At 60.3% G+C, this 25,350-nt stretch carries 21 protein-coding genes; 7 read left to right on the top strand and 14 right to left on the bottom strand.

What is annotated here, in order from left to right; genetic code table 11:
* Positions 1–188: 188 nt before the first annotated feature.
* The 5 genes from FHR87_RS04945 to trxA all read right to left on the bottom strand — a co-directional run bounded on the left by FHR87_RS04945 (position 189) and on the right by trxA (position 5,084).
* Positions 189–593 carry a flagellar basal body-associated protein FliL gene (locus tag FHR87_RS04945; protein ID WP_183165606.1) on the bottom strand — a complete coding sequence of 135 codons (405 nt, stop codon included), beginning with the start codon at positions 591–593 and terminating at the stop codon, positions 189–191.
* A 79-nt stretch (positions 594–672) separates the two neighbouring features.
* Complete coding sequence (locus tag FHR87_RS04940) at positions 673–1,635, bottom strand: CDP-6-deoxy-delta-3,4-glucoseen reductase (protein ID WP_183165605.1); 963 nt, start codon at positions 1,633–1,635, stop codon at positions 673–675.
* 70 nt (positions 1,636–1,705) lie between these two features.
* Entirely contained in the window at positions 1,706–3,172 is a 1,467-nt protein-coding gene (gene ubiD / locus FHR87_RS04935; protein WP_183165604.1) for a 4-hydroxy-3-polyprenylbenzoate decarboxylase, read from the bottom strand.
* Between the two features lie 94 nt (positions 3,173–3,266).
* On the bottom strand, positions 3,267–4,526 hold the full coding sequence (gene rho, locus FHR87_RS04930; RefSeq protein WP_183165603.1) for a transcription termination factor Rho: 1,260 nt from the start codon (positions 4,524–4,526) through the stop codon (positions 3,267–3,269).
* Positions 4,527–4,757: 231 nt separating this feature from the next.
* Complete coding sequence (trxA, locus tag FHR87_RS04925; RefSeq protein ID WP_183165602.1) at positions 4,758–5,084, bottom strand: thioredoxin TrxA; 327 nt, start codon at positions 5,082–5,084, stop codon at positions 4,758–4,760.
* A 231-nt stretch (positions 5,085–5,315) separates the two neighbouring features.
* Here trxA and ppx point away from each other — a divergent pair, with 231 nt between their 5' ends.
* On the top strand, positions 5,316–6,815 hold the full coding sequence (gene ppx / locus FHR87_RS04920) for an exopolyphosphatase (RefSeq protein ID WP_183165601.1): 1,500 nt from the start codon (positions 5,316–5,318) through the stop codon (positions 6,813–6,815).
* 66 nt (positions 6,816–6,881) lie between these two features.
* Here ppx and ppk1 read toward each other — a convergent pair whose 3' ends face one another.
* Positions 6,882–9,125 carry a polyphosphate kinase 1 gene (gene ppk1, locus FHR87_RS04915; RefSeq protein WP_183165600.1) on the bottom strand — a complete coding sequence of 748 codons (2,244 nt, stop codon included), beginning with the start codon at positions 9,123–9,125 and terminating at the stop codon, positions 6,882–6,884.
* 17 nt (positions 9,126–9,142) lie between these two features.
* Positions 9,143–10,156: a porphobilinogen synthase gene (hemB, locus tag FHR87_RS04910; protein WP_183165599.1), complete on the bottom strand. Its 1,014-nt coding sequence runs from the start codon at positions 10,154–10,156 to the stop codon at positions 9,143–9,145.
* 330 nt (positions 10,157–10,486) lie between these two features.
* On the opposite strand from hemB, the gene elbB reads away from it, so the two are divergent.
* The 5 genes from elbB to FHR87_RS04885 all read left to right on the top strand — a co-directional run bounded on the left by elbB (position 10,487) and on the right by FHR87_RS04885 (position 16,531).
* The gene (elbB, locus tag FHR87_RS04905; RefSeq protein WP_183165598.1) at positions 10,487–11,146 is read left to right on the top strand and encodes an isoprenoid biosynthesis glyoxalase ElbB; all 660 of its coding nucleotides are present in this window, start codon (positions 10,487–10,489) and stop codon (positions 11,144–11,146) included.
* A 141-nt stretch (positions 11,147–11,287) separates the two neighbouring features.
* Complete coding sequence (locus FHR87_RS04900) at positions 11,288–12,214, top strand: alpha/beta hydrolase (RefSeq protein WP_183165597.1); 927 nt, start codon at positions 11,288–11,290, stop codon at positions 12,212–12,214.
* Between the two features lie 82 nt (positions 12,215–12,296).
* Positions 12,297–13,835 carry a sensor histidine kinase gene (locus FHR87_RS04895; RefSeq protein WP_183165596.1) on the top strand — a complete coding sequence of 513 codons (1,539 nt, stop codon included), beginning with the start codon at positions 12,297–12,299 and terminating at the stop codon, positions 13,833–13,835.
* Entirely contained in the window at positions 13,832–14,536 is a 705-nt protein-coding gene (locus FHR87_RS04890; protein ID WP_183165595.1) for a response regulator, read from the top strand. Before FHR87_RS04895 ends, FHR87_RS04890 begins: the two co-directional genes overlap by 4 nt.
* Positions 14,537–14,614: 78 nt before the next feature.
* Entirely contained in the window at positions 14,615–16,531 is a 1,917-nt protein-coding gene (locus tag FHR87_RS04885) for a potassium transporter Kup (protein ID WP_183165594.1), read from the top strand.
* A 366-nt stretch (positions 16,532–16,897) separates the two neighbouring features.
* Here FHR87_RS04885 and FHR87_RS04880 read toward each other — a convergent pair whose 3' ends face one another.
* The 7 genes from FHR87_RS04880 to FHR87_RS04850 form a co-directional block, all read right to left on the bottom strand.
* The gene (locus tag FHR87_RS04880; protein WP_183165593.1) at positions 16,898–18,325 is read right to left on the bottom strand and encodes a short-chain fatty acid transporter; all 1,428 of its coding nucleotides are present in this window, start codon (positions 18,323–18,325) and stop codon (positions 16,898–16,900) included.
* Positions 18,326–18,351: 26 nt separating this feature from the next.
* Positions 18,352–19,122, bottom strand: coding sequence for a 3-hydroxybutyrate dehydrogenase (locus FHR87_RS04875; RefSeq protein WP_183165592.1), 771 nt, complete (start codon positions 19,120–19,122; stop codon positions 18,352–18,354).
* A 14-nt stretch (positions 19,123–19,136) separates the two neighbouring features.
* Complete coding sequence (locus tag FHR87_RS04870; RefSeq protein WP_183165591.1) at positions 19,137–20,528, bottom strand: GntP family permease; 1,392 nt, start codon at positions 20,526–20,528, stop codon at positions 19,137–19,139.
* Positions 20,529–20,692: 164 nt separating this feature from the next.
* Entirely contained in the window at positions 20,693–21,616 is a 924-nt protein-coding gene (locus FHR87_RS04865; RefSeq protein ID WP_183165590.1) for a 3-hydroxyacyl-CoA dehydrogenase family protein, read from the bottom strand.
* A 46-nt stretch (positions 21,617–21,662) separates the two neighbouring features.
* Complete coding sequence (locus tag FHR87_RS04860) at positions 21,663–22,844, bottom strand: acetyl-CoA C-acetyltransferase (RefSeq protein WP_183165589.1); 1,182 nt, start codon at positions 22,842–22,844, stop codon at positions 21,663–21,665.
* A gap of 29 nt (positions 22,845–22,873) precedes the next feature.
* The gene (locus tag FHR87_RS04855; RefSeq protein WP_183165588.1) at positions 22,874–23,530 is read right to left on the bottom strand and encodes a CoA transferase subunit B; all 657 of its coding nucleotides are present in this window, start codon (positions 23,528–23,530) and stop codon (positions 22,874–22,876) included.
* A gap of 40 nt (positions 23,531–23,570) precedes the next feature.
* Positions 23,571–24,269: a CoA transferase subunit A gene (locus tag FHR87_RS04850; RefSeq protein WP_183165587.1), complete on the bottom strand. Its 699-nt coding sequence runs from the start codon at positions 24,267–24,269 to the stop codon at positions 23,571–23,573.
* Positions 24,270–24,406: 137 nt separating this feature from the next.
* Between FHR87_RS04850 and FHR87_RS04845 the strand changes: the two genes are divergently transcribed.
* A complete protein-coding gene (locus FHR87_RS04845) occupies positions 24,407–25,321 on the top strand; it encodes a LysR family transcriptional regulator (protein WP_183165586.1) in 915 nt (304 codons plus the stop codon).
* Positions 25,322–25,350 lie beyond the last annotated feature (29 nt).

Raw genomic sequence — 25,350 nt, 5'->3', positions numbered from 1 at the left:
AGTCACCGGCATTGCGCAGCGGCGAGCCATTCTCAATCAGGCAGCCCCAATAATTCCATGATGCTGTGCCCAGAAAAACACATACGTACATTTCATTTGAAGCCATCCGGGCCGAATCGGATTGTTGGCACAAGGCGATGCACGAAAAATACCGACGCAACCGTTCAGTAGCCTGCCGGTGTATCCTTTTACTGAACGATCAGATTATTGAACAGCAAGTCATCCACCAGTGGCTTGCCTTCTTCCTGGGTCAGAATGGCCTGGACCTGCTTGAGCGCTTGCTGACGAAGCCTTTCCTTGGCTTCGATGGAACCCAAGGTGTCTTCGGTCTGCTGGGAAAACAGCATTACGAGTTGATTACGGATCAGCGGCTCATGGTATTTGACCTGTTTGGCAGGTTCTTCGCCAGTGACCTGCAATGCCACATCGGCTTTGTAATACTGGAGTTTCGGGCCCGTGCCGTAATTGCCGACCAGGGCGGGAAACAGACTGACATAGGAAACCTTGTTGGCCTGACCTTTGGCCGCCTCCTCCTCGGCCTGCACGACAAAAGCCCCGGCCACAAGACATAGCAGAACGATCCAGCACCGCATAACCACCTCGCGAAAGGAATACGCCACCAGCCTAACAGGCCAGCCTTCCCGCAAGCCGCGACATAGCCAGCAAAATACCCTAACTGCGTGGCGCGTAGGCGAATACATCTGCGCGCATCTGGTGTGCATCCATGCCGGCTTCAACCAAGGCATCCAACGTTGCATAAACCATGGTAGGCGAACCGCTGGCGTAGATGTGCAGCCCCTTCAGGTCGGTGAAATCTTCGCGTATGGCTTGGTACAGAAGACCGCCGCGACCTTCCCAACCGTCACTGACGATTTTATGCAAGGACAGCCCCGGCAGCTTCTGCCAATCCGCCCAATGCGAGATTTCATAGAAGTCTTCCGCCCTGCGCACGCCCCAGTACAGATGTATGGGGGGGGTGAATCCCCGGGCCCGGCAATGCTCGATCAGACTGTGCATTTGTGCCATTCCGGTGCCGGCGGCAAGCAAAACCAGCGGGCCGTCGGGCAGTTCGGCCAGATGAGCATCACCGAACGGCAAGCGAATCCGGGCAGTGCCTTCACGGTCCAGATATCCAGGCAGCCCTTTACTGCTACCGTCGCGAGCAAAAACATGCAATTCGAGTTCCCGCCCCTGATGTGGAGCCGAAGCCAGCGAAAAGGCGGAAAATTCGCCAGTCTCACGCTGTAGCAGCAGATATTGCCCGGCATGGTAGAGCGGCATCTCTCCTTCCGGCGCCAACAGGCGGACACGATAGACATCGCCGCCCACCGCCTGGCATTCGATGAGCTGGCAAGTCAGCTCACGAACCGGCAGCACGCTTGATGCCAGCACACCGTCCCAATGCACCAGGCAGTCTTCCAGCGGCTCGGCAAGACAGGTGAAGATTTCTCCCTGATTCATTTCGACGCCGTTCTGGCGAACTCGCCCTTCCACCAGCAGCGCCGCACAGACATGACAGGCGCTATCGCGACAACCGTGGGGACACTCGTAACCGAGCCGATGGGCTGCTTCGAGGATTCTCTCCCCGGGCCGGACATCAAGTTTGAAACCGGATGGTTGCAGGGTGATATTCATCGAATCCTCTTTTCGCAAGGCTTTTCGTCTGAGCTAGCTCGATAGACAAGAAAGCGGCCGGATAAAACGATCAATCGATCCCCAGTTGCTGCCACAATTCGTCGACCCGCTTTTTGACCGTCTCATCCTGGACGATGGCCCGCCCCCACTCGCGATTGGTTTCCCCCGGCCATTTATGGGTAGCATCCAGACCCATCTTGGAACCCAGACCGGAAATCGGCGAGGCGAAATCCAGGTAATCGATAGGCGTGTTGTCAATCAGCACGGTATCCCGCTTGGGGTCCATTCGCGTGGTGACGGCCCAGATCACATCATTCCAGTCGCGGGCATTGATGTCATCATCGGTGACGATCACGAACTTGGTATACATGAACTGGCGGAGGAAAGACCAGACCCCCAGCATCACTCGCTTGGCATGCCCTGGATACTGCTTCTTGATCGTGACCACAGCCATCCGGTAGGAACAACCTTCCGGCGGCAGATAGAAATCGACGATCTCCGGAAACTGCTTCTGCAGGATCGGCACGAAGACTTCGTTGAGCGCCAGGCCCAGGATCGCCGGTTCGTCCGGCGGGCGGCCGGTGTAGGTACTGTGATAGATAGGGTTGCGGCGATGGGTGATGCGCTCGACAGTGAAGACTGGAAAACGATCTACCTCGTTGTAATAACCGGTATGGTCGCCGTATGGACCTTCATCGGCCATTTCGCCAGGCTGGATATGCCCTTCCAGGATAATTTCGGCACCCGCTGGTACCTGCAGGTCACTGCCAATGGACTTGACCAATTCGGTCCGACTGCCGCGCAGCAAACCGGCAAAGGCATATTCGGACAGCGTATCGGGTACTGGCGTAACCGCGCCGAGAATGGTTGCCGGATCAGCCCCAAGCGCTACTGCCACAGGATAAGGGTGCCCAGGATATTTCTGGCACCACTCCCGGAAGTCCAGTGCGCCCCCCCGATGGCTGAGCCAGCGCATGATCAACTTGTTGCGACCAATCACCTGCTGGCGATAGATTCCGAGATTCTGCCGCTCCTTGTTCGGACCACGCGTAATAGTGAGCCCCCAGGTAATCAGTGGCCCGACATCGCCAGGCCAGCAGGTTTGCACCGGAATTTTTGCCAGATCGACATCATCGCCTTCCACAATCACTTCCTGGCAGGGCGCATCCTTGAGCACCTTGGGCCCCATGGCCAGGACCTTTCTGAAAATCGGCAACTTGGACCAGGCATCCTTCAACCCCTTCGGCGGTTCAGGTTCCTTCAGGAAAGCCAGCAGCCTGCCGATCTCGCGCAGCTCTGAAACATCTTCCACCCCCATGCCCAAAGCTACGCGTTTTGACGTACCGAAGAGGTTGCCCAGCACCGGAATATCGTATCCGGTCGGGTTTTCAAAAAGCAGCGCTGGACCGCCCTTGCGCAAGGTACGATCACAAATCTCGGTCATTTCCAGTACCGGTGAAATCGGTGCCTGGATGCGCTTGAGCTCGCCGCGCTGCTCGAGCGCACGAAGGAAATCTCTCAGATCACGGTATTGCATCGGCCCCTCGCACTGAATCGCTGGAGGCCGAAGGCCGAACGAAACGACATACCCTCGTTCGGCCTCCAGCCTCAGGCGGCCTGCCGCCTGTCGGTCATTTTCGCTTCATCGACATGAAGAACTCGTCGTTGGTCTTCGTATCCTTCAGCTTGTCCAGCAGGAATTCGATGGCGGCGATTTCGTCCATCGGATGCAGCAGTTTGCGCAGGATCCATATGCGCTGCAGCTCTTCCTCGCTGGTCAACAGCTCTTCGCGGCGAGTACCTGAACGGTTGATATTGATTGCGGGGAATACGCGTTTCTCGGCGATACGCCGATCCAGTTGCAGCTCCAGGTTACCGGTGCCCTTGAATTCCTCGTAGATCACTTCGTCCATTTTCGAACCGGTTTCCACCAGTGCGGTGGCGAGAATGGTCAGGCTACCGCCTTCTTCGATGTTGCGTGCCGCACCGAAGAAGCGCTTGGGCTTCTCCAGGGCATGAGCATCGACACCCCCCGTAAGCACTTTGCCAGAGCTGGGAATCACCGTATTGTAGGCTCGCGCCAGACGGGTGATGGAGTCGAGCAGGATGACCACATCCTTCTTGTGCTCGACCAGGCGCTTGGCCTTCTCGATGACCATCTCGGCAACCTGCACGTGGCGGGTCGGTGGTTCGTCGAACGTGGAGGCGACCACTTCACCGCGCACGGTGCGCTGCATTTCAGTCACTTCTTCCGGGCGCTCGTCGATCAGCAAGACGATCAGATGCACTTCCGGATTGTTGCGCGTGATATTGCTGGCAATATTCTGCAACATGATCGTCTTGCCCGCCTTGGGCGGTGCGACGATCAAACCACGCTGGCCCTTGCCGATCGGCGCGCACAGGTCGATGACCCGGCCGGTGAGATCTTCGGTGGAACCGTTGCCGGCTTCCATCTTCAAGCGCACATTGGGGAAGAGCGGCGTCAGGTTCTCGAAGAGAATCTTGTTCTTCGCGTTTTCGGGACGGTCGAAATTGATCGAGTCGACCTTGAGCAGCGCGAAATAGCGTTCGCCTTCCTTGGGCGGACGAATCTTGCCGATGATGGTGTCACCGGTACGCAGGTTGAAGCGGCGAATCTGGCTTGGCGAAACGTAGATATCGTCGGGACCGGCCAGATAGGAGGAGTCAGCGGAGCGCAGGAAGCCGAAACCGTCTTGAAGGATTTCCAGCACGCCATCCCCGGAAATCTCTTCTCCGCTCTTCGAATGCTTCTTCAGCAGGGCGAAGATCACATCCTGCTTGCGCGAACGGGCCATGTTGTCGATGCCCATTTGTTCGGCCATTTCCAACAGCTCGGTAATAGGCTTTTGCTTGAGTTCGGTCAGATTCATAAAAAGTCGGGAAGGATGAGGGAAGCGGAAGCTCGAGAAGCCGCGCGGCGAAAGACGGACGGTTTTCGTTGTTTGTCAGGCAAAGGCGCGTTGGCGACAGCCTGCAGAGAGCGACGCAAAAAAAGGTCGCGGTGCCGAATTTAGCACCGCAGAACCAAAGCGTCCAGCCAAATGAAGAATTCGCCTATGCCATCCGACGAATCACACAAGGGCATTGCCAACCCGAGAGGTTCAAATATTGCTGGTCAGGAAGGAAGTCAACTGCGATTTGGACAAGGCGCCAACCTTGGTCGCTTCGACATTGCCGCTCTTGAATAACATCAGCGTCGGTATGCCGCGTACGCCGTACTTACCGGGCGTTCCCTGGTTTTCATCGATGTTCAGCTTGCAGACTTTCAGCTTGCCTTGGTACTCCCTGGCGATTTCGTCGAGGACCGGTGCAATCATCTTGCAGGGACCGCACCATTCGGCCCAGTAGTCGACCAGAACGGGGCCTTCTGACTGAAGAACGTCCTGATCGAAACTGTCATCGGTCACGTTGGTAATATAATCGCTCATGGATCTCTCCAGGTCTTGAGACAGTAAGTAGACATATGATAGCCCGGCACGACACACATCGGAAAGCCGCTGCCGTCCCGCTCACGCCGCAGACATGAGGCAATTGGTCACAGCGAAGCGCTCTGACAAGCGCAAGCCGGTACTGAACGGTACTGCCGATCAGCAACCTTTCGTTGGCGAAGCCCGCTCATCGTGGCACGATTGCGCCGAACTATTGCGAGAAGTTTTAGAATGCCGCAAGCCATCAAGAATTACCCCCTGATTGCCGCCATCGATCTGGGTTCCAACAGCTTCCACATGGTGCTTGCACGTTCCGACGACGGCAATCTCCGTATCCTCGAGCGGCTTGGCGAGAAAGTGCAACTGGCCGCGGGTATCGATGAAGAGCGCAACCTCAGCGAAGAGGCAATGCAGCGGGGCTTGAACTGTCTCAGCCGCTTTGCCCAGATGGTCAATTCCCTGCCGCAGGATGCTGTGCGTATCGTCGGCACCAACGCCCTGCGTGTTGCCCGCAACCGTGCCGTATTCATTCGCCGTGCCGAGGAAATCCTCAAGCATCAGGTCGAAGTCATTTCCGGCCGGGAAGAGGCACGCCTGATCTATCTCGGCGTTTCACACACGATCCCCAGCCTGGCCGGCAGGCGCCTGGTGGTCGACATTGGCGGCGGCAGCACGGAATTCATCATCGGCCAGGATTTCGAGTCCCAGCTGCGGGAGAGCCTGCAAATGGGCTGTGTCAGTTTTACCCAGCAGCATTTTCGCGACGGCAAGATCACTGCGAGTCGCTTTGCCCAGGCCTATACCGCGGCTCGCCTCGAATTGATGACGATCGAGAACAGTCTGTGCCGCCTTGGCTGGCAGGAGGCGATCGGTGCCTCCGGTACCGTTCGGGCGGTAGGCCAGGCGATCGAGGCCGGCGGCCATGGCAACGGCGAGATCAATCGCGAAGGCATGGCCTGGCTCAAACGCAAGCTGCTGAAGATCGGCGAGGTGGACAAGATCGATCTGGATGGCGTCAAACCCGACCGCCGCAGTGTCCTACCGGCAGGCGTAGCCATCCTCGAAGCAGTCTTCGATGCGTTGGAACTTACCAGCATGGGGCATTCGGAAGGCGCATTGCGCGAAGGTGTGCTGTATGACCTGATCGGTCGCCATCACCATGAAGATATACGCGAACGCACCTTGACCGACCTCATGGTCCGCTATCACGTCGATACGGCACAGGCTGCCAGGGTCGAAGCCAAGGCACTCGAAGCCTTCGATCAAATCCGCGCGACCTGGGCATTGAACGAGGAGCACGACCGGGAGCTGCTCGGCTGGGCCGCGCGAGTGCATGAAGTGGGCCTGGATATTGCCCATTATCACTATCACAAGCACGGCGCCTACCTGATCGAGCACTCCGACCTGCCGGGCTTTTCCCGGGACGACCAGCATACGCTGGCGCTTCTGGTCCGTGGCCACCGCCGCAATATTCCTGCCGGCAAGATCCAGGAACTGTCAGAGAACAGCCTCAAGATCACCCGGCTCTGCGTACTGCTGCGCTTCGCCATTCTGTTCCATCATATCCGCGGACCACAGGAGGCGCCGGCCATCACCCTGCAGGCTGGCGAGAACAGCCTGGATGTGACCTTCCCCGATGGGTGGCTGGCAAGCCATCCACTGACCCAGGCCGATTTCGCTCAGGAAGCCCAGTGGCTCGAGCGCATCAACTTCACGCTGAGAGTGAAGTAAGCGACAAGGCTGGAACTGGATGATCTATCTCCATCCGGATCCAGCCTTGCCACGTGTTTCAAGCCATCAACGCACCAGCACGTTGGCTGCCGTCAGTTTTTCCAGCAGGACGTTCTGCGAACTGCGCGAGCTTTGATGACCAGTGGGTGCAAGGCGGACATAGCTGCCGTCGGGCTGCAGAATCCAGCTCTGGGTGTTGTCGTGCAGATACAGGTCCAGCTCTTTCTTTACCCGCAGCAGCAGCTTCTTGCCTTCGATCGGGAAGCAGGTCTCGACGCGCTTGTCCAGGTTGCGCTCCATCCAGTCGGCGCTGGACAGGTACAGTTTCTCCTCGCCACCATCGTTCAGGAAGTAATAGACGCGACTGTGTTCGAGGAAGCGGCCGACAACCGAACGCACATGAATATTGTGCGAAACACCGGGAACGTTCGGGCGCAGGCAACACATGCCGCGCACGATCAGATCGATCCGTACACCAGCCTGGCTGGCCTTGTACAGGGCGCGAATGATCTTCGGATCGGTCAGCGAGTTGACCTTGGCGATGATATGCGCCGGCCGGCCTTCCTGAGCGTGCAAGGTTTCCTGGGCGATCAAGTCGAGCATGCCTTTCTTCAGGGTGAATGGCGCGTGCAGGAGTTTTTTCATGCGTAGCGCCTTGCCCATGCCGATCAACTGGCCGAACAGCTTGGCAACATCCTCGCAGAGCGCCTCGTCCGAGGTCAGCAGGCTGTAGTCGGTATACAGGCGGGCGTTGCCGGCGTGATAGTTGCCAGTGCCCAGATGCGCATAGCGCACGAAATCGTCACCTTCGCGCCGCAGGATGAGCATCATCTTCGCGTGGGTCTTGTAGCCGACCACACCGTAGATCACCACCGCACCGGCCTGTTGCAGGCGCCCGGCCAGCGCCAGGTTAGACTCCTCGTCGAAACGCGCGCGCAGCTCGATCACCGCGGTAACTTCCTTGCCGTTGCGGGCTGCTTCGACCAGGGCATCGACGATCTCGGAATTCGCGCCGCTGCGGTACAGCGTCTGCTTGATCGCCACCACAGTTGGATCCTTGGCAGCCTGACGCAGCAAGTCCACCACCGGCGTGAAGGACTCATAGGGATGCAGCAAGAGAATGTCTTGGCGCGCGATCATCTGGAAGATGTTTTCGATGTTCTGCAAGCCTTTGGGGATGCTCGGAGTGAACGGCTGGTACTGCAGCTCGGGATGGTCTTCCAGACCGGTGACACTGAACAAGCGAGTCAGGTTGACCGGCCCGTTGACGCGATAAAGCTCGGTCTCGCTCAGGCCGAACTGCACGAGCAGTTGGTCGGTGAGGTGCTGCGGACAATTGTCGGCCACTTCCAGCCGCACCGCGTCGCCGTAGCGTCGCGCGAACAGCTCGCCGCGCAGTGCGCGAGCCAGATCTTCCACGTCCTCATCCACTGACAGGGCCGCATTGCGCGTCAGGCGGAATTGGTAACATCCCTTGACCTTCATGCCCTGGAACAGATCGTCGGCATGGGCATGGATCATCGAGGACAGGAAGACGAAGTTGTCCCCCGGCCCGCTCACTTCTTCCGGTATGCGAATGATCCGCGGCAGCAGGCGCGGTGCCGGGATGATCGCCAGTCCCGAGTCGCGACCAAAGGCATCCATGCCTTCCAGCTCGACGATGAAATTCAGGCTTTTGTTCACCAGCAGGGGGAACGGATGAGTCGGATCGAGCCCGATGGGGGTGATGATCGGGGCGATTTCGTCACGGAAATAGCGCCGGACCCAGGTCTTCATCCTGGCCGTCCAGTGGCGGCGGTGAATGAAGCGGATCTGCTGCTTGGCCAGCTCCGGTAGCAGGATGTCGTTGAGAATCGCATATTGGCGCTCGACCTGCCGGCCCACTATCTCGGCGATATGCACCAGCGCCGCGTGCGGCAGCAGACCATCGGCACCAGCCTGTTCGCGGGCGAAAGTGATCAGCTTTTTCAGCGCGGCCACGCGAATTTCGAAGAACTCGTCCAGGTTGCTGGAAAAGATCAGGAGAAATTTCAGCCGCTCCAGCAGCGGGCAGGATTCATCCAGCGCCTGTTCCAGCACACGGATATTGAATTCCAGCAACGACAGTTCGCGGTTGATGTACAGGCTGGTGTCGTCCAGGCCAGGAATGTGAAGCAGTTGGGCATTCTGGAGCTCCACTGCCTCGACCGGCGCCACGGCTATGGCGCTATGCTCGCCGTTGTCTACCGATGCGGCTTTGGGCAAAGCGGGAACCTTCGCATCGGGTGCAATGCTTTCCTGTTCGGTCTTGTTGAGTCCTTCGTCGATCATTGGCTGGCCTCGTGGGGTCAATGCCCCCTCTTCAATCGTTGTGCGGCATGCTTTGCAAAATAGGTGAGGATTCCGTCCGCTCCGGCCCGCTTGAAGGCGATCAGCGATTCGAGGATTACCTCTTCGCTCAACCAGCCATTCTGGATGGCAGCCATGTGCATGGCATATTCGCCACTGACCTGATAGACGAAAGTGGGTACGCGAAACTCGTCTTTTACCCGACGCAGGACATCCAGATAAGGCATGCCCGGCTTGACCATGACCATGTCGGCACCCTCGGCCAGATCCAGGGCGATCTCGTGCAGGGCTTCGTCGCCGTTGGCCGGGTCCATCTGGTAGGTGTATTTGTTGCCCTTGCCCAGGTTGCCAGTCGAACCGATGGCGTCACGAAACGGACCGTAGTAGGCGCTGGCGTACTTGGCCGAATAGGCCATGATGCGCACGTTGGTATGCTCGGCCAGCTCCAGCGCTTCACGCAGTGCCTGGATGCGGCCGTCCATCATATCCGAAGGCGAAACAATCTGTGCTCCAGCATCGGCATGGGACAAGGTCTGCTTGACCAGCGCATCGATGGTGATGTCGTTCTGGACATAGCCGTCCGCATCGATGATGCCATCCTGCCCGTGGGTGGTATAGGGATCGAGCGCCACATCGGTCATCACCCCAAGCTCCGGGAAGCGCTCGCGCAGGGCGCGAATGGCGCGCTGGATCAAGCCATCCGGATTCCAGGCCTCGGCAGCATCCAGCGATTTGCGCTCGGTCGGAATATAGGGAAACAGGTCGATGCAGGGAACACCCAGCTCCACCAGTTCTTCTGCCTCTTTCAACAGCAGATCGATCGATAGCCGCTCGACACCCGGCATCGAGGGAATCGGCTCGCGGCGGTTTTCGCCGTCGAGGATAAAGACCGGCAGGATCAGGTCGTCGACAGTCAGACTGTGCTCTCGCACCAAGCGCCGGGAAAAGTCATCGCGCCGGTTACGGCGCAGGCGTGTAGCGGGAAACAACCGGTTGGCAGGGACAAAACTCACAACACACTCCAGACCCGCTGAAACGGGGAAACATGACAGTTTTAAGCCATTTTGATGACCAAATAATGACAGCCGCGCCTGTTATCGACAGGAGACCGCTTCGAGCCATTGTGACGAGCCTCGAGCGCGCCTGCCAATGCCCCATAGGCACAACATCATTGCACCAGCGTGCCACAATGGTCGAACGCCTGATTCCCACCATGTTCGAAACCCGTAAGCGCATAGACTTGACAGGGCCTGCCAGTAGTCGTTTCCGCGTTACTTTGCGCAAGCAACCGATGATAGGCCCTAATATCGAATCGATTTCCACCTCGAGCAGGAGATTTTTCAATGAACAAGAAAGTGGCAGTGATCCTTTCCGGCTGCGGCGTCTACGACGGTTCGGAAATCTATGAAAGCGTGATCACCCTGTTGCGTCTCGACCAGCGCGGTGCAGAGGTACAGTGCTTCGCGCCCGATATCTCGCAACTGCACGTCATCAACCACCTGACTGGCGAAGAGACAGCAGAAAGCCGCAACGTGCTGGTCGAATCGGCGCGCCTGGCTCGCGGCCAGATCAAGAGTTTGCGCGAAGCCCGCGTGGACGATTTCGATGCACTGATCGTGCCGGGCGGTTTCGGTGCGGCGAAAAACCTTTCCGATTTCGCCATCCAAGGCGCTGCCAGCAGCGTGCAGCCCGATGTGCTGAGTGTCGCCAAATCCTTCGCCCAGGCAGGCAAACCGATCGGTCTGATCTGTATCGCACCGGCCATGGCCGCGCAGATCTACGGTGCCGGAGTGATTTGCACCCTGGGCCAGGAGGACAGTGACGCAGCCGCCGCCGTACGCGACATGGGCGCCCGGCACCAAGCCTGCGCCGTCGAGGATATTGTCGAGGACAGCGCACACAAGCTGGTCACCACTCCCGCCTATATGCTCGCCAAGAATATCGGCGAGGCCGCCACCGGCATCAACAAGCTGGTCGACCGTGTCCTCGAACTGACGCAATAAAGCAGGAAACTACCGCGACGGGGAGCAGGCAACGCTCCCCGCTACTCTCGCCTTCCTGCCACCCGCTTATTTTTCCTGTGCCACTCCCCTCAGAAGGCGTTTATTTTGCATGACAAAACGCTTGCTGTTGGAGAGACGCCCATGTCGCATACGCTGTTTTCACATATCAAGGCCCGCTGGCAAAGGCTGGTACTACTGGCGATAACGCTTATCGGCCTACCGATCGGCTGCACCACACTCGAGCGCACCGAGCGGGAATTGGTCTTTCGGATCGAACCCGGCACGGCCAGTTGGTACAGCGGCCTGCCGGATGCGGTCGAGGAACTGGACCTGACCCCTAGCACCTTCGGCAAAACCCAGAATATCCATGCCTGGTGGTGGCCTGCGGCGCAGGCCGACGCCGCGACGGTGCTGTACCTGCATGGTTCGCGCTGGAATCTCACCGGCCAGTTGTTTCGTATCGAGCAATTGCATGACATGGGGTTTTCGGTACTGGCCATCGATTACCGCGGCTTCGGCAAGAGCCTTGGCGAGTTACCCTCGGAACGCAGCGTCAACGAAGATGCGCGAATCGCCTGGGAGCGCCTGAAACAGCTGCAACCCGACCCGCAAAAGCGGTTGCTCTACGGCCACTCGCTCGGTGGCGCGATCGCCGTGGATCTGGCCGCAGAAATGGGCCGCGCTGCCAAGCGGAACGGTACGCCGCAGCAGATGCGTGGCCTGATCATCGAATCCACCTTCACCAACCTGGCCGATGTGGCGGCGGCAGTAACGAATACCTCCTTGCCGGTCCGCTGGGTGCTATCGCAAAAATTCGACTCACTGGACAAGATCGAGCATGTCGGCGTGCCATTGCTGATCGTACACGGGACCGAAGATCCGTATGTGCCCTCGCGCTTCAGCCGGGAGCTCTACGCCGCTGCCCGCGAGCCCAAACAGCTGCTGCTGATCGATGGCGGCACCCACAACAACAGCATGCGCCTGGGCTTTCAACTGTACGCTCAAAGCATCGACAAACTGCTCCAGATCCACCCGCACGAAGACAGCACCGCGCTTTCAAGGCTGTAGAAAACCGCTTGCATCAGGCTCGAATGCTCGCTCAGCGCAATGGTACAACTGCACCGATGACCCACCTGGCGCACAGAGACCGATGGAGAGTTCGACCGAAGCGAATCCCAAACCGCGCCACTGGTGGCCTGCGGTCGCCGTCTGGCTAGCCACCGGACTCTGCATGTCGCTGCTGGATGGTTATCTCGACCTGGCCAATCTGGCGATTCTGCTGGTTTTGGCTTCCGCGTTGGTTTCCCTATCGCTATCCCCCCTGGCCTCGCTATGCAGTAGCGCCATGGCTATTTTGGCCTTCAACTGGGCCTTCGTCTCGCCGCGCGGCACCCTGGTCGTCGACTTGCGCGAACAGGTACTGCTGTTGATAACCATGCTCGCGGTGAGCTGGATCGTGGCCCTGCTGATGGGGCGCCAGCGCGCTCTGGCACACGAAGCCAGAAGACATGCCCAGCAAGCCGATCAACTGCGCATGCTGGGCGAGGCGCTGCGAGATGCTCGCGCGCCACTGGAACAGGTGGACCTGCTGGGCGAGACACTGGAACAACTGACTGGCGGCCCGGTAACGCTGCTGATCCCCGGACAGGACACCCCGGCCAATGGCGAAAACCGCCTGCTGCGCGGCCGCGCCTCGATCGACCAATACGATGGCCTGCGCCTGATCCTGACAACCTCCCAGGCCATGGGGCCGGGAACCGGGCGTCATGAGGAACAGAACGCCTGGTTCCTGCCTATGCGTGGGCGCACCGCCAGTTTCGGTGCGGCCCTGCTACCGGTTACCGACGAAATCGCCCGGAGCCTGCCGCTGCGTGAACATGCCCAGGCACTCTGTGATCAAATGGGCTTGGCCCTGGAGCGGGCACATACCCTGTACCTGGCCAGAACGGCCCATGCAGAAGCCCAGCTGCAAGGCTTGCGTAACACACTGCTGGCCGCTATCGCCCATGACCACCGGACACCGCTGGCCACTATTCTCGGGGCAGCCTCTGCGCTGTTGGAGCAGAATGAACGCCTTTCGTCCGACCAGCGCCAGCGCCTGGCTGCAACCATTGTCGATGAAGCCCAGGCGCTGACCCGTCTGACCGACAACACCCTGCAACTGGCCCGCCTGGATTCTCCTGACCTGGAACTGCGCATGGACTGGGAATCGCTAGAGGAAATCGTCGGTTCGGTGTTGCAGCGCGTGCGCCGCCGCGATCCCGAGCGGCGCGTGCAGGCCCGGCTGGCTCCCGGCCTTCCCCTGCTGCGCTGCAACGCCGTACTGCTGGTACAACTATTGGACAATCTGCTCGACAACGCCCTGAAATACAGCGATGCCGGCACAGCAGTCGAGGTGCAGGCACGCCAGGAGAACGGCCGACTGCTCCTGGCCGTATTGGATCGCGGCCCGGGCATCGCCCCTGAATGGCGCGAGCGGGTATTTACCGCCTTCGAGCGCGGCGGCGCGCCGGATACCGCAATGCACCGAGGCGTCGGCGTTGGCCTGGCGTTGTGCCGGGCCATCGCCCGGGTCAATGGCGGACAGTTGTATTATCGCCCGCGTGAAGGCGGGGGCGCCTGTTTCGAATGCAGCTTGCCGCTGACGCCACTGCCACCCCATCGGCCACACGAGGCACCCCACTCATGAGTCTCTGCGTATGGCTGGTAGAGGATGACCGCGATCTGCGCGCCACGCTACGCGAAGTCATCGAGGTGGAAGGCTACCGGGTAATCACCTCCGCCACTCTGGCAGACGCACAGGCCGTACTGACCCATGCTGGGGCCGGCATCGATCTGGTCCTGCTGGATCTCGGCCTGCCCGACGGTGAAGGCGAAGCTGTGCTGGCTCTTCTGCGTCGCGAGCGGAACGTGCCGGTAATCATGATTTCCGCCCGTGACGACGATGGCCAGAAGATCCGCCTGCTGGACGCCGGAGCGGACGATTACCTGGTCAAACCGTTCAGCGTGGGTGAGCTGCTGGCACGCATGCGTGTGGCGCTGCGCCATCGCGGCACCCGGCTACAGGCGGCGGTGACCCATTATCAGCGCAACGGCCTGGAAATCGACCTAGCCGCACATCGCGTAGCGCTGCATGGAGAAACCGTGCATCTCACTCCCACCGAATTCAAATTGCTGGCTCGCCTGGCGAGGAGCGCAGGCCAAGTGGTCACGCACCGGCAACTACTGACGGATGTCTGGGGCAACGAGTTCGTCGAACATACCCATTATCTGCGCCTTTACATGGGCCAGTTGCGCGCCAAACTGGAAGCCGATTCCGCCGAACCCTGCCTGCTACTGACTGAACCCGGGGTCGGCTACCGCTTGATGGAGCCTGGCAATGCTGGATAAAAATCCGGCGATCCTTATGCGTTCCTGATATCGGCAGACGCACACTGCGGCCGTTTTCCATCTTTCGACAGGCCGACCATGAGCGAATCCGTCACGGATCTCGAATCCTCCCGCCCGGCTCATTCCGGGCACAATCGCAACCTTGCCGCACTTACCCTGGGCGCCATCGGCGTGGTCTACGGTGACATCGGCACCAGCCCGCTCTATACGGTAAAAGAAATCTTCTCCCCGGCCACCGGTCTGGCACTGAATCACGCCAACCTGATCGGCGCTGTCTCGGTGATCTTCTGGGCACTGATACTGGTCGTCACGCTCAAGTACGTCATCCTGATCCTACGTGCCGACAACGATGGCGAAGGCGGCGGGCTGGCACTCACCACCCTGGCGGCCAAGGCCGTCAAGGCACGCCCGGCGCTGCGTCACGCCCTGCTGTTGCTGGGGGTATTCGGCGCTACGCTGTTCTATGGCGACAGTGTCATTACTCCAGCGATTTCAGTGCTCGGTGCGACGGAAGGGCTGGAACTGCTCGCTCCGACGCTCGAACCCTACGTGATCCCCTTCACGCTGGTCATCCTGATCGGACTGTTTGTCATTCAGCGCCTGGGCACCGGTTTCGTTGGCAAATGGTTCGGACCGATCATCGCGCTCTGGTTCGTCACCCTCGGGATCACGGGGATCAGCCATATCGCTCGGCAGCCGGCCATTCTCGCGGCGCTCAATCCGCTGCACGCCTGGGTATTTCTAAGCACGCAAGGCTGGCAGCTGTTCGCTGCCGTAGGTGCCATCGTACTGGCCCTGACCGGCGCCGAAGCGCTATACGCAGACATGGGCCACTTCGGTCGCAAACCGATCCAGCTGGCCTGGGCCGGCCTGGTATTGCCCAGCCTGGCACTCAACTACATGGGCCAGGGCGCACTGCTGATGAGTACCCCGGCCGCGATCGAAAACCCCTTCTATCACCTTTTCCCGGAAAGCTGGCTACCGCCGGCTCTGGTGCTGGCCACCCTGGCGGCGATCATCGCGTCCCAGGCGGTGATTTCCGGTGCCTATTCGATGACCAAGCAAGCCATCCAGCTCGGCTTCCTGCCACGCATGGAGGTTCGTTATACCTCGGTCAAGGAGGCTGGACAGATCTACATGCCAGCTGTCAACTGGGCGCTGCTGGCCGGGGTGATCATTGCGGTGCTGATTTTCCAGAGCTCGTCCGCGCTGGCCGGCGCCTACGGCATCGCCGTGACGCTGACCATGCTGATCACTACTCTGCTCACTTACTTTGTGGTGCGTGCGGGCTGGGGCGTACCAAAATCCATCGCCATCGCCGCCACTGCACTGTTTCTGCTCATCGATGTCATCCTAGTCGCTTCCTGCGCCATCAAGTTCTTTGCCGGCGGCTGGTTTCCGCTGGCGTTGGCGGCACTGCTGTTCCTGCTCATGAGCACCTGGTCGCATGGTCGCCAACTGGTGGCGGACAGCATCCGCAAGGATGGCACGAATCTGCAGACCTTCATCGACAACCTCGACCCGCAGATTACCCTGCATCGTGGCCAGCGCACGGCCGTGTACGCCGTGGCCAACCCGGACACGGTGCCGCAGGCGCTGCTGCACAACCTCAAGCACAACGAAGTGTTGCACAAGCACAACATCATTCTGACCGTGGTGTTCCACGAAGTGCCCTGGCTCGGCATGGACAAGCGCGTGGAAATCGAGCCGCTGGGACGCGGCTTCTGGCGCGTCACACTGCACTTCGGCTATATGAACATTCCCGACGTGCCCAAAGCCCTGATGCTGGCGGAATCCCAGGGGCTGCGCATTCCGGCATTCGAAACCACCTACTTTCTCAGCCGCGAAAACATCATGCCCAGGGCTGGCAGTGGCATGGTCACCTGGCGCGAGCAGCTGTTCGCCATCATGACTCGCAATGCTGGCCGGGTGGTCGAGTACTTCCGGCTGCCAGACAATGCGGTGATCGAATTGGGGACACGGGTGCAGATCTGAATGCCGCACAACAGCCTGAAAAGCGAACAAAGCGCATTTTTCAGCTACCATGCTGGATCGCTTTTCGAACGGGTCACGCTCTCGTGCATGCCTTGGAAAGCGAAAAACCCGCCTAAGCGGGTTTTTCTAACCTTACTCGACATCCTGTCAAGCTGCCATCCTGGCCCGGTTGTTCGTCCTTGACATCCCTGAGCACATCCTGTGCTGCAGTCCATGTAGGTAGATTAGTGATCCAGTTGGCAAAACGATAGAGTAAAACTCCGCGACTTCTTGTAAGCATTTTGCTATTCGTCGGTTTCTCTGCGCTGTCGTACCCAAATATTTCAGCCGCTCCGAGCGTGTCGAGCACAGTGGCATTCTCTGCCTTTATCCGCCTGCCGGCATGACCGGCGGCAAGTACTCCAGCGTCGTCCCCAACCCCCAGAGCAATACCAGCACCAACGGTATGTGCACCAGCAACTGGACGAAGGAAAAGCCGATCAAATCGCGCGCCTTGAGCCCCAGCACGCCCAGTAGCGGCAGCATGTAAAACGGGTTGATCAGATTGGGCAGTGCCTCGGCAGCATTGTAGATCTGCACGGCCCAGCCCAGATGGAAGTTCAGTTCGTTGGCCACCTGCATCACATAGGGTGCCTCGATGATCCACTTGCCGCCGCCGGAGGGAATGAAGAAGCCGAGAATGGCCGAATAGACGCCGATCAGCAGTGCAAAGGTATCGTGCGCGACGATTTGCACAAAAAAGGTGGAAATGTGATGAGCCACAGTCTGGCCGTCACCGCCGCCGACCTTGGTCATGATCGCGGCGATGGAGCCGTACAAGGGGAACTGGATCAGCACCCCGGCCGTGGTCGGCACCGCGCGGGACACAGCATCGAGGAAACTGCGCGGGCGCCAGTGCAGCAGCGCCCCGAGCGTCAAAAACAGCAGGTTATAGGTATTGAGCCCGGAAATCGCCTCGATGGCCGGCTTGCTGGCGAACTCCTGAACCAGCCAGCCCACGGCAAGCAGCACCAGCAGAATGATCAGCAGCGGGCTGTATTCCAGCCACTCGCCGGGCCGGGTGCGTTGCGCCATGGGGGGCGGCACGAAACCTGGATCGATGCCGCAGGCCTTGGCATCGCGCGCACTGGCGGCCCCCGGCGCAGTGGCATAGGCGACCATCAGCGACACCAGCGTAAGTGCCAGCAGCAGCACGCCGGATTGCCAGAGAAAGATGGTCTGGGTGAAAGGAATCACCCCGGTGATCGCCAGGATCGACGGCGGCAGACTACCCGGATTCGCCTGCAACTGTGCGGCAGAAGACGATAGCCCGAGCGCCCATACCGCTCCCAGCCCGAGATAGGCGGCCGCACCGGCGGCGCGGTAATCCATGCGCAGCTCGTCACGGCGGGCCAGCGCCCGGACCAGCAGCCCACCGAACACCAGACTCAACCCCCAGTTCAGTAAGGAAGCCAGCATCGATATCAAGGCGACCCAGCAGACGGCCGAACGACCGTTCTTCGGGACTGCCGCAAGCAGCTCAATCAGGCGGATTGCCGGCGGTGAGCTGGCGACGACATAACCGCCGATGACCACGAAGGCCATCTGCATGGTGAAGGGAATCAGGCTCCAGAAGCCATCTCCGAAGGCCTTGGCGGTCTCGGCGGGTTTTGCCCCCATGGCCAGCGTCGCCAGCGCGACGATGACCACGGCCAGTACGGCAAAGACCCAGGAATCGGGAAACCAGCGTTCGGCCCAGTTCGAGCAACGCAGCGCAAAGCGCGCGTAGCGGCTGTCTTCGATAGCGGCAGTCATCGGTATTTTCCTAGTTATTGTTCTGATTATTGCGCCAGCCAGCCGCCATCCATGTTCCAGGCGGCACCGCGCACCTGCTCGGCCGCATCGCTGCACAGAAACAGGGTGAGTTCACCGAGTTGCCCAGGCGTCACAAACTCCAGCGATGGCTGCTTCTCCGCCAGCAATTCATCGCGCGCCTGCTGGAGATCACCACTGACTGCGGCGCGTTTGTCGATCTGCTGCTGCACCAAAGGCGTCAGCACCCAGCCGGGACAGATGGCATTGCACGTGATCCTGGTGCAAGCGGTTTCCAGGGCGATGACCTTGGTCAGGCCGATCACCCCATGCTTGGCCGCGACGTAGGCCGCCTTTTCTTTCGAGGCAACCAGCCCATGTACCGATGCCACATTGACGATCCGTCCCCAGCCGCGCTCGCGCATGCCGGGCAGCGCCAGGCGGCTGGTGTGGAACACCGCGGACAGGTTGATGGCGATCACCGCATCCCACTTGGCCGCGGGGAAGTCCTCCACCGGCGACACGTACTGGATGCCAGCATTGTTGACCAGAATATCGACGCCACCGAAATCCTGTTCGGCGTAACGCATCAGCTCGTCGATTTGTGCCGGATCACTGAGATCGGCGGCGTGATAACCCGGCGTCTGGCCATGGCGGGCAACGCTGTCTTTGGCCGCATCGACGTCACCGAAGCCGTTGAGAATCAGGCGCGCGCCGGCCTCGGCCAGGCGTTCAGCAATACCCAGGCCGATGCCGCTGGTGGAGCCGGTGACGAGTGCCGTCTTGCCTTGCAGATTCATGATGTTTTCCTCGTTCAGACGATGCCGGTCAGGTAGAACACGCCGATGACGAACAACACCGCCGTGGTCTTGATCAGAGTGATGGCGAAGATGCCGCCGTAGGCTTCGCGGTGGGTCAGTCCGGTGACTGCCAGCAGGGTGATCACCGCACCGTTGTGTGGCAGCGTGTCCATCCCGCCGCTGGCCATGGCGGCGACGCGGTGCAGCACTTCCAGAGGAATCTGCGCCTGGTTCGCGGCAGCGATGAAGGTATCGGCCATGGCCGCCAGGGCGATGCTCATCCCCCCCGAAGCCGAACCGGTGATCCCGGCCAGCAGGGTGACGCTGATGGCTTCGTTGAGTAGTGGGTTGGGGATTGCCTGCAGGGCCTGGGAGAACAAGAGAAAACCCGGCAAGGCAGCGATCACCGCCCCGAAGCCATACTCGGATGCGGTATTCATCGAGGCCAGCATGGCTCCGCCTACCGCGGTTCGGCTGCCTTCGGCGAGCCGCCCGCGAATGACCCGGAAACCAAACAGGCCGACGACCAGAATACCGGTCAAGAGGGCCGCTTCTACCGCCCAGATGGCGGTGATCTTGCCGATTTCGGTCTGCACCGGCTGCGCCAGTCCTGGCAACATGAGGCTGTGGGTCTTGCCATACCACAGGGGAATCCAGTGAGTGAACGCCAGATTGAGCAGGCCCACCAGTACCAGCGGCAGCAGTGCGATCAAAGGGTGCGGTAGCGGAATATCTGCCGGCGTTTCCGGCTCGTTGCGCAGTTCGCTGCCGTAGCCTTCACGCTTCTCCAAAGCCTTGCGCCGCTGCCGCTCCAGATACAGCAGGCCGACGCAAACGACGAACACCGAGCCGCTCAACCCCAGCCAGGGCGCGGCCCAGGCGGTGGTGCCGAAGAAGCTGGTGGGAATGATGTTCTGAATCTGCGGCGTGCCGGGCAAGGCATCCATGGTGAAGGAAAATGCCCCCAGCGCCACCGTGGCCGGAATCAGGCGCTTGGGGATGCCACTCTGGCGAAACATCTCGGCCGCGAAGGGATACACCGCGAACACCACCACGAACAGGGAAACTCCGCCGTAAGTCAGCAGGGCGCAAACCGCGACGATCACCGGAATCGCCCGCCGCCGGCCCAGCACGTCGATCGCCGCGACGACAATGGAACGCGAGAACCCAGACAATTCGATCAGCTTGCCGAACACCGCACCGAGCAGAAAAACGGGAAAATAGAGCTTGATGAAGCCGACCATCTTGTCCATGAACACGCCGGTAAAAGCCGGCGCCACGGCGCTGGGATCGGTAAGCAGTACAGCGCCCAAGGCAGCGATGGGGGCGAAGAGAATGACGCTGTAGCCGCGATAGGCGGCGAACATCAGCAAACCCAGCGCCGCCAGGGCGATCAGAACACTCATGACTACTCCTTATCGCCGGCGGGTCGACCGACATTTTGTTGTTTTCGAGCAGCGGTGTTGCGTTGGCATTAGGGCGTGTCATCAATTGCCACCCCGTTGCGGTCTATCGATACGTTCAACAGGGTGGCTGGCTTCGTCCATCTACCCTGCGAGCGCTCTGTTTGTCAGGGTTTCAGTGCATGACGCAGTTGATGGGCGCGGCGCTTGAGAATTCGCTCGCAACGGGCCGTGTCCCAGCGATAGAACCCCTCGCCGCTACGCAGACCGGTCTGCCCCTGCGTGACCTTTTCTTCGATCAAGGCCAGTACCGCCTCGTCCTTGGCCAGGCTCGACATGAGATGCCGGGAAATATCCAGGAAGGTATCCAGCCCCCCCATATCGGCAGCCTCCAGCGGGCCGACCATGGCATAGCGTCGCCCGAGCGAGGCACGCATCACTCGGTCGACGGTCGCCGCACTGGCAACGCCGCTCTGCACGAGATGCAGCGCCTCGCGCAACACGGCAAACTGCAGGCGATTGCCAATGAACCCGGGGCAGGCCTTGTCCAGCACCACGGCTTCCAGTTCCAGCCCTGCCAGCAGCGCCCGGACCTGCTCCAGATGCTCGGCACGCGTGCGGCTGCCCGGGACGATTTCCACTAGCGGAATCAGGTGTGGCGGGTTCCAGAAATGCGTGATCAGCAATCGCTCGGGGTGCTGCATTCCCTCGGCCAGCGCATCCGGTAGCAGACCGCTGGTATTACTGGCGATGATGGCATCGGCAGCAATGCTTCGCTCCAACTCGGCATAGAGTGCCCGCTTAAGTTCGAGCCGCTCGGGAATCGCCTCGATCAGCAATCGGGCACGGGCGACATCCGTCAATTGCTGCGTAGTCCTGAGTCGTGCAAGGACTTCGTTCGTCTGCACGTGGTCGAACTGATCGGCATCGGCCAGCTCTGCCAGGATGGCCTGCGCTTCGTCCGCAACTTCAGCGAGTCGCTCCGGCGACGGGTCGTACAGCAGCACACTATGCCCATGCCGGGCGAAATGGGTGGCGATACCGACGCCCATGAGACCGGCACCAAGGATAACCAGAGAAGCTGATGTCATATATAAGCTCCTGTTTTTATTTGAATTAGCGCTTACAGGCGGTTCATCAGCCGCGCTCCAGCGCCAAGGCCACACCCTGCCCGCCACCGATGCACAAGGTAGCCAGCCCCTTATGCGACCCACGGCGGATCATTTCGTGCAGCAGCGTGACCAGCACGCGGCAACCGGAAGCACCAATGGGGTGACCCAGGGCAATCGCGCCGCCATTGACGTTGACGATCTCCGGATTCCAGCCCAGTTCCTTACCCACCGACAGCGCCTGGGCAGCGAAGGCTTCGTTGGCTTCGATCAAATCGAGCTGGTCGAGCGTCCAGTCGGCTTTCTCCAGACAGCGACGCGTGGCTGCCACCGGACCAATCCCCATGATCGCCGGATCGACGGCGGCGCTGGCATAGGCCTTGATCGTGGCCAGCACCGGCAAGTTCAGTTGTTGTGCCTTGGCAGCACTCACCAGCAGCACGGCAGCGGCTCCGTCGTTGAGGGTCGAGGCGTTGCCGGCCGTGACCGAGCCGTCCTTCTTGAATGCCGGTCGCAACTTGGCCAGGGCGTCAATCGTGGTGCCGGTACGCGGCTGCTCATCGGTATCGAAAAACAGCGCTCCACCCTTGCGCTGCACAACGTTCACCGGTGTGATCTCATCCCGGAAACGTCCAGCTTCGATGGCGGCCAGCGCCTTCTGTTGGGAAGCCGCGGCGAAAGCGTCCTGGGTATCGCGGGCGATGGCGTATTTCTCCGCCAGGTTTTCCGCCGTGATGCCCATGTGATAATCGTTGAAGGCATCCCACAGCCCATCGCTGATCAGCGTATCGACCAGACTGGCATGGCCCAGGCGCAGGCCGGTCCGCGCCCCTGGCAAAACATAGGGCGCCAGGCTCATGCTTTCCTGCCCACCGGCGATGATGGCGTCGGCATCGCCGCAACGGATCGCCTGGGTCGCCAGATGCAGGGCTTTAAGTCCCGAGCCGCAGACCTTGTTGATGGTCATGGCCGGTACGGTTTCCGGCAAGCCGGCCTTTATCGCGGCCTGCCGGGCCGGATTCTGCCCCGCACCGGCGGTCAGGACCTGGCCCAGGATGACTTCATCCACTTCGGCCGGAGCCAGCCCTGTACGTTCGAGCAGCGCCCGGATGACGGTGGCACCCAGCTCGCTTGCCGGAATCTGGGCCAAGGCACCCTGGAAACTGCCGATGGCAGTGCGTGTGGCAGCGACAATGACAACGTCTTGCATGAAGATTCTCCCAATCAGCGGGTAAACGGTTAGAAGGTCATTTCCGGCACATGCTCGGGCACGATCAACTTGCCGGCGGTCTTGGCGACGATCTCCTCCACACTCACTCCTGGCGCGCGCTCCTTGAGCACGAAAGCGCCGTTCTCGATTTCCAGATAGGCCAGGTCGGTCAGTACCCGCCGGATGCAACCGGCGCCGGTCAGCGGCAGCGAGCAACGCGGCAAGAGTTTGGAAGCCCCGTCCTTGGCAGCGTGGGTCATGATGACGATGATGTTCTCGGCACCGGCGACCAGATCCATCGCCCCGCCCATCCCCTTGATCAGCTTGCCGGGGATCATCCAGGACGCGATGTTGCCCTCCACATCGACCTCGAAGGCGCCGAGCACCGTCAGGTCGACATGGCCGCCGCGGATCATGGCGAAAGATTCGGCTGAGTCGAAGATCGATGCGCCGGGGCGGGCGGTCACGGTCTGCTTGCCAGCGTTGATCATGTCGGCGTCCAGTTCCGCCTCGGCGGGAAACTCACCCATGCCGAGCAGGCCGTTTTCCGACTGCAGCATCACATCGATGCCCTCGGGCACATAGTTGGCCACCAGGGTAGGAATACCGATGCCCAGATTGACGTAGTAACCGTCCTGCAGCTCGCGCGCCACGCGCTGAGCCATTTGTTCACGGGAAAGGGTCATTGCACGAAGCCTCTATTGTCTGTCTGGTCAGCGTCCGGGATCAGGCGCGCAAGGTGCGTTTTTCGATACGTTTCTCGAAATGCCCGAGAATGAGGCGGTTCACATAAATACCGGGCGTATGGATCTGGCTGGGCTCCAATTCGCCCGGCGCGACAATCTCTTCCACCTCGACCACGGTGATCCTGCCGGCCATGGCGACGAGCGGATTGAAGTTCTGCGCGGTATGCCGGTAGATGACATTGCCGAAATAGTCCGCCTTCCAGCCTTTGACGATAGCGAAGTCGCCGATGAGCGCCCGCTCCAGGATGTAGTGCTTGCCGTTGAAATCGCGCACTTCCTTGCCTTCGGCGACCGGCGTGCCATAACCGGTCGCCGTATAGAAAGCCGGGATACCTGCGCCGCCAGCCCGCAGCCTTTCGGCCAGGGTGCCTTGCGGGGTCAGTTCGACCTCCAGTTCGCCATTGAGCAATTGGCGTTCGAACAGCGCGTTCTCGCCGACATAGGAGGCGATCATCTTGCGGATCTGCCGATCTTCGAGCAGCACCCCCAGGCCGAAGCCGTCGATGCCACAGTTGTTCGAAACCACGGTGAGGTCCCTGACCTGCCGCCGGCGGATTTCGGCGATCAGATTTTCCGGAATGCCGCACAGGCCGAAACCACCGGAGAGGACTGTCATGCCGTCGCCGAGACCTTCCAGGGCTTGTTCGTAGGTGCTTACTCGCTTGTCGAGTCCAGACATGCTGCTTGCCTCTTTTATGCTGGTGATGTTCGACCGACAGGCAAGCTGTCGGAGGGACGGCCTGAAATGAAGTGTTGCTCGCCCGAACTTATTTGTTAAGTTTGATTTTTCAATCCAATGATTTGGATTTCTTATAAATGACCATAAAACAACTGCGAGCCTTTCTCGCCGTGGCGCAAACCCTGAGCTTTGCCCAGGCCGGCGAGCGCCTGCATCTGTCGCAACCGGCCCTGAGCCTGACGATCAAGGGGCTGGAGGAGTCGCTCGGTGGGCGCCTGCTCAGCCGCACCACGCGTAGCGTGACCCTGACCCCAGAAGGCGAAACCCTGGTGCCGCTCGCCCGCCGTCTGCTGGTGGATTGGGATAATGCCGAACAAGTGCTGCGCCAGCGTTTCACCCTGCAACTGGGCCAGGTCGGCGTCGCCGCGATGCCCTCCTTCGCGGCTAACCTACTGCCCATCGCATTGAAAGTTTTCCGCCAGCACTACCCCAAGGTAAACGTCACGGTGCACGATGTAATCAACGAACAGGTCATCGAGATGGTGCGCAATCGCCGGGTCGAACTGGGGATCGGCTTCGAGCCGGAAGCCTCCGACAACCTGGCGTTCGACTCGCTGTACCTAGACCGTTTTGTCGCCGTATTGCCCGCCGACTCGCCATTGGCCGAACAGGAAAAGGTAAGCTGGGGACAGCTGCTACAAGAAGACTTCATCACCCTGCAACGTCCTTCCGCCGTGCGCCTGCTGCTGGAACAGCATCTTGCCGTTCGCGGAGAAAGGCTCCCGGTCGCCTTCGAAAGCCATCAACTGGCTACCATAGGCCGCATGGTTGCCTGCGGGCTGGGCGTGAGCGCCGTACCTTCACTGTGCATTGGGCAGATGCATGAAGTCGGAGCCCGCTGTGTGGCGCTCAACGATCCCGTGATCGAGCGGCGCATCGGTCTGCTCACCCGTACCGACCACGAACTGTCGATCGCCGCCCAGGCCATGCGCCAAGTCCTGCTGGCAACGACTGATCAGGAGGCCACCTTGGCCACTCCCAAGCAGGCATGACACTGGCATCCCGGTCCTGGTACTCCTGA

This window comes from Azomonas macrocytogenes, assembly GCF_014191985.1.
Lineage (GTDB): Bacteria > Pseudomonadota > Gammaproteobacteria > Pseudomonadales > Pseudomonadaceae > Azomonas > Azomonas macrocytogenes.
This window is presented reverse-complemented; position numbering and strand designations above follow the sequence as displayed.

Bases quoted from the DNA above. Each gene is read 5' to 3' on its own strand.
- FHR87_RS04945 (WP_183165606.1), bottom strand. From the start codon at position 593: ATGCGGTGCTGGATCGTTCTGCTATGTCTTGTGGCCGGGGCTTTTGTC.
- FHR87_RS04940 (WP_183165605.1), bottom strand. From the start codon at position 1,635: ATGAATATCACCCTGCAACCATCCGGTTTCAAACTTGATGTCCGGCCC.
- ubiD (WP_183165604.1), bottom strand. From the start codon at position 3,172: ATGCAATACCGTGATCTGAGAGATTTCCTTCGTGCGCTCGAGCAGCGC.
- rho (WP_183165603.1), bottom strand. From the start codon at position 4,526: ATGAATCTGACCGAACTCAAGCAAAAGCCTATTACCGAGCTGTTGGAA.
- trxA (WP_183165602.1), bottom strand. From the start codon at position 5,084: ATGAGCGATTATATTACCAACGTGACCGATGACAGTTTCGATCAGGAC.
- ppx (WP_183165601.1), top strand. From the start codon at position 5,316: ATGCCGCAAGCCATCAAGAATTACCCCCTGATTGCCGCCATCGATCTG.
- ppk1 (WP_183165600.1), bottom strand. From the start codon at position 9,125: ATGATCGACGAAGGACTCAACAAGACCGAACAGGAAAGCATTGCACCC.
- elbB (WP_183165598.1), top strand. From the start codon at position 10,487: ATGAACAAGAAAGTGGCAGTGATCCTTTCCGGCTGCGGCGTCTACGAC.
- FHR87_RS04900 (WP_183165597.1), top strand. From the start codon at position 11,288: ATGTCGCATACGCTGTTTTCACATATCAAGGCCCGCTGGCAAAGGCTG.
- FHR87_RS04895 (WP_183165596.1), top strand. From the start codon at position 12,297: ATGGAGAGTTCGACCGAAGCGAATCCCAAACCGCGCCACTGGTGGCCT.
- FHR87_RS04890 (WP_183165595.1), top strand. From the start codon at position 13,832: ATGAGTCTCTGCGTATGGCTGGTAGAGGATGACCGCGATCTGCGCGCC.
- FHR87_RS04885 (WP_183165594.1), top strand. From the start codon at position 14,615: ATGAGCGAATCCGTCACGGATCTCGAATCCTCCCGCCCGGCTCATTCC.
- FHR87_RS04880 (WP_183165593.1), bottom strand. From the start codon at position 18,325: ATGACTGCCGCTATCGAAGACAGCCGCTACGCGCGCTTTGCGCTGCGT.
- FHR87_RS04875 (WP_183165592.1), bottom strand. From the start codon at position 19,122: ATGAATCTGCAAGGCAAGACGGCACTCGTCACCGGCTCCACCAGCGGC.
- FHR87_RS04870 (WP_183165591.1), bottom strand. From the start codon at position 20,528: ATGAGTGTTCTGATCGCCCTGGCGGCGCTGGGTTTGCTGATGTTCGCC.
- FHR87_RS04865 (WP_183165590.1), bottom strand. From the start codon at position 21,616: ATGACATCAGCTTCTCTGGTTATCCTTGGTGCCGGTCTCATGGGCGTC.
- FHR87_RS04860 (WP_183165589.1), bottom strand. From the start codon at position 22,844: ATGCAAGACGTTGTCATTGTCGCTGCCACACGCACTGCCATCGGCAGT.
- FHR87_RS04855 (WP_183165588.1), bottom strand. From the start codon at position 23,530: ATGACCCTTTCCCGTGAACAAATGGCTCAGCGCGTGGCGCGCGAGCTG.
- FHR87_RS04850 (WP_183165587.1), bottom strand. From the start codon at position 24,269: ATGTCTGGACTCGACAAGCGAGTAAGCACCTACGAACAAGCCCTGGAA.
- FHR87_RS04845 (WP_183165586.1), top strand. From the start codon at position 24,407: ATGACCATAAAACAACTGCGAGCCTTTCTCGCCGTGGCGCAAACCCTG.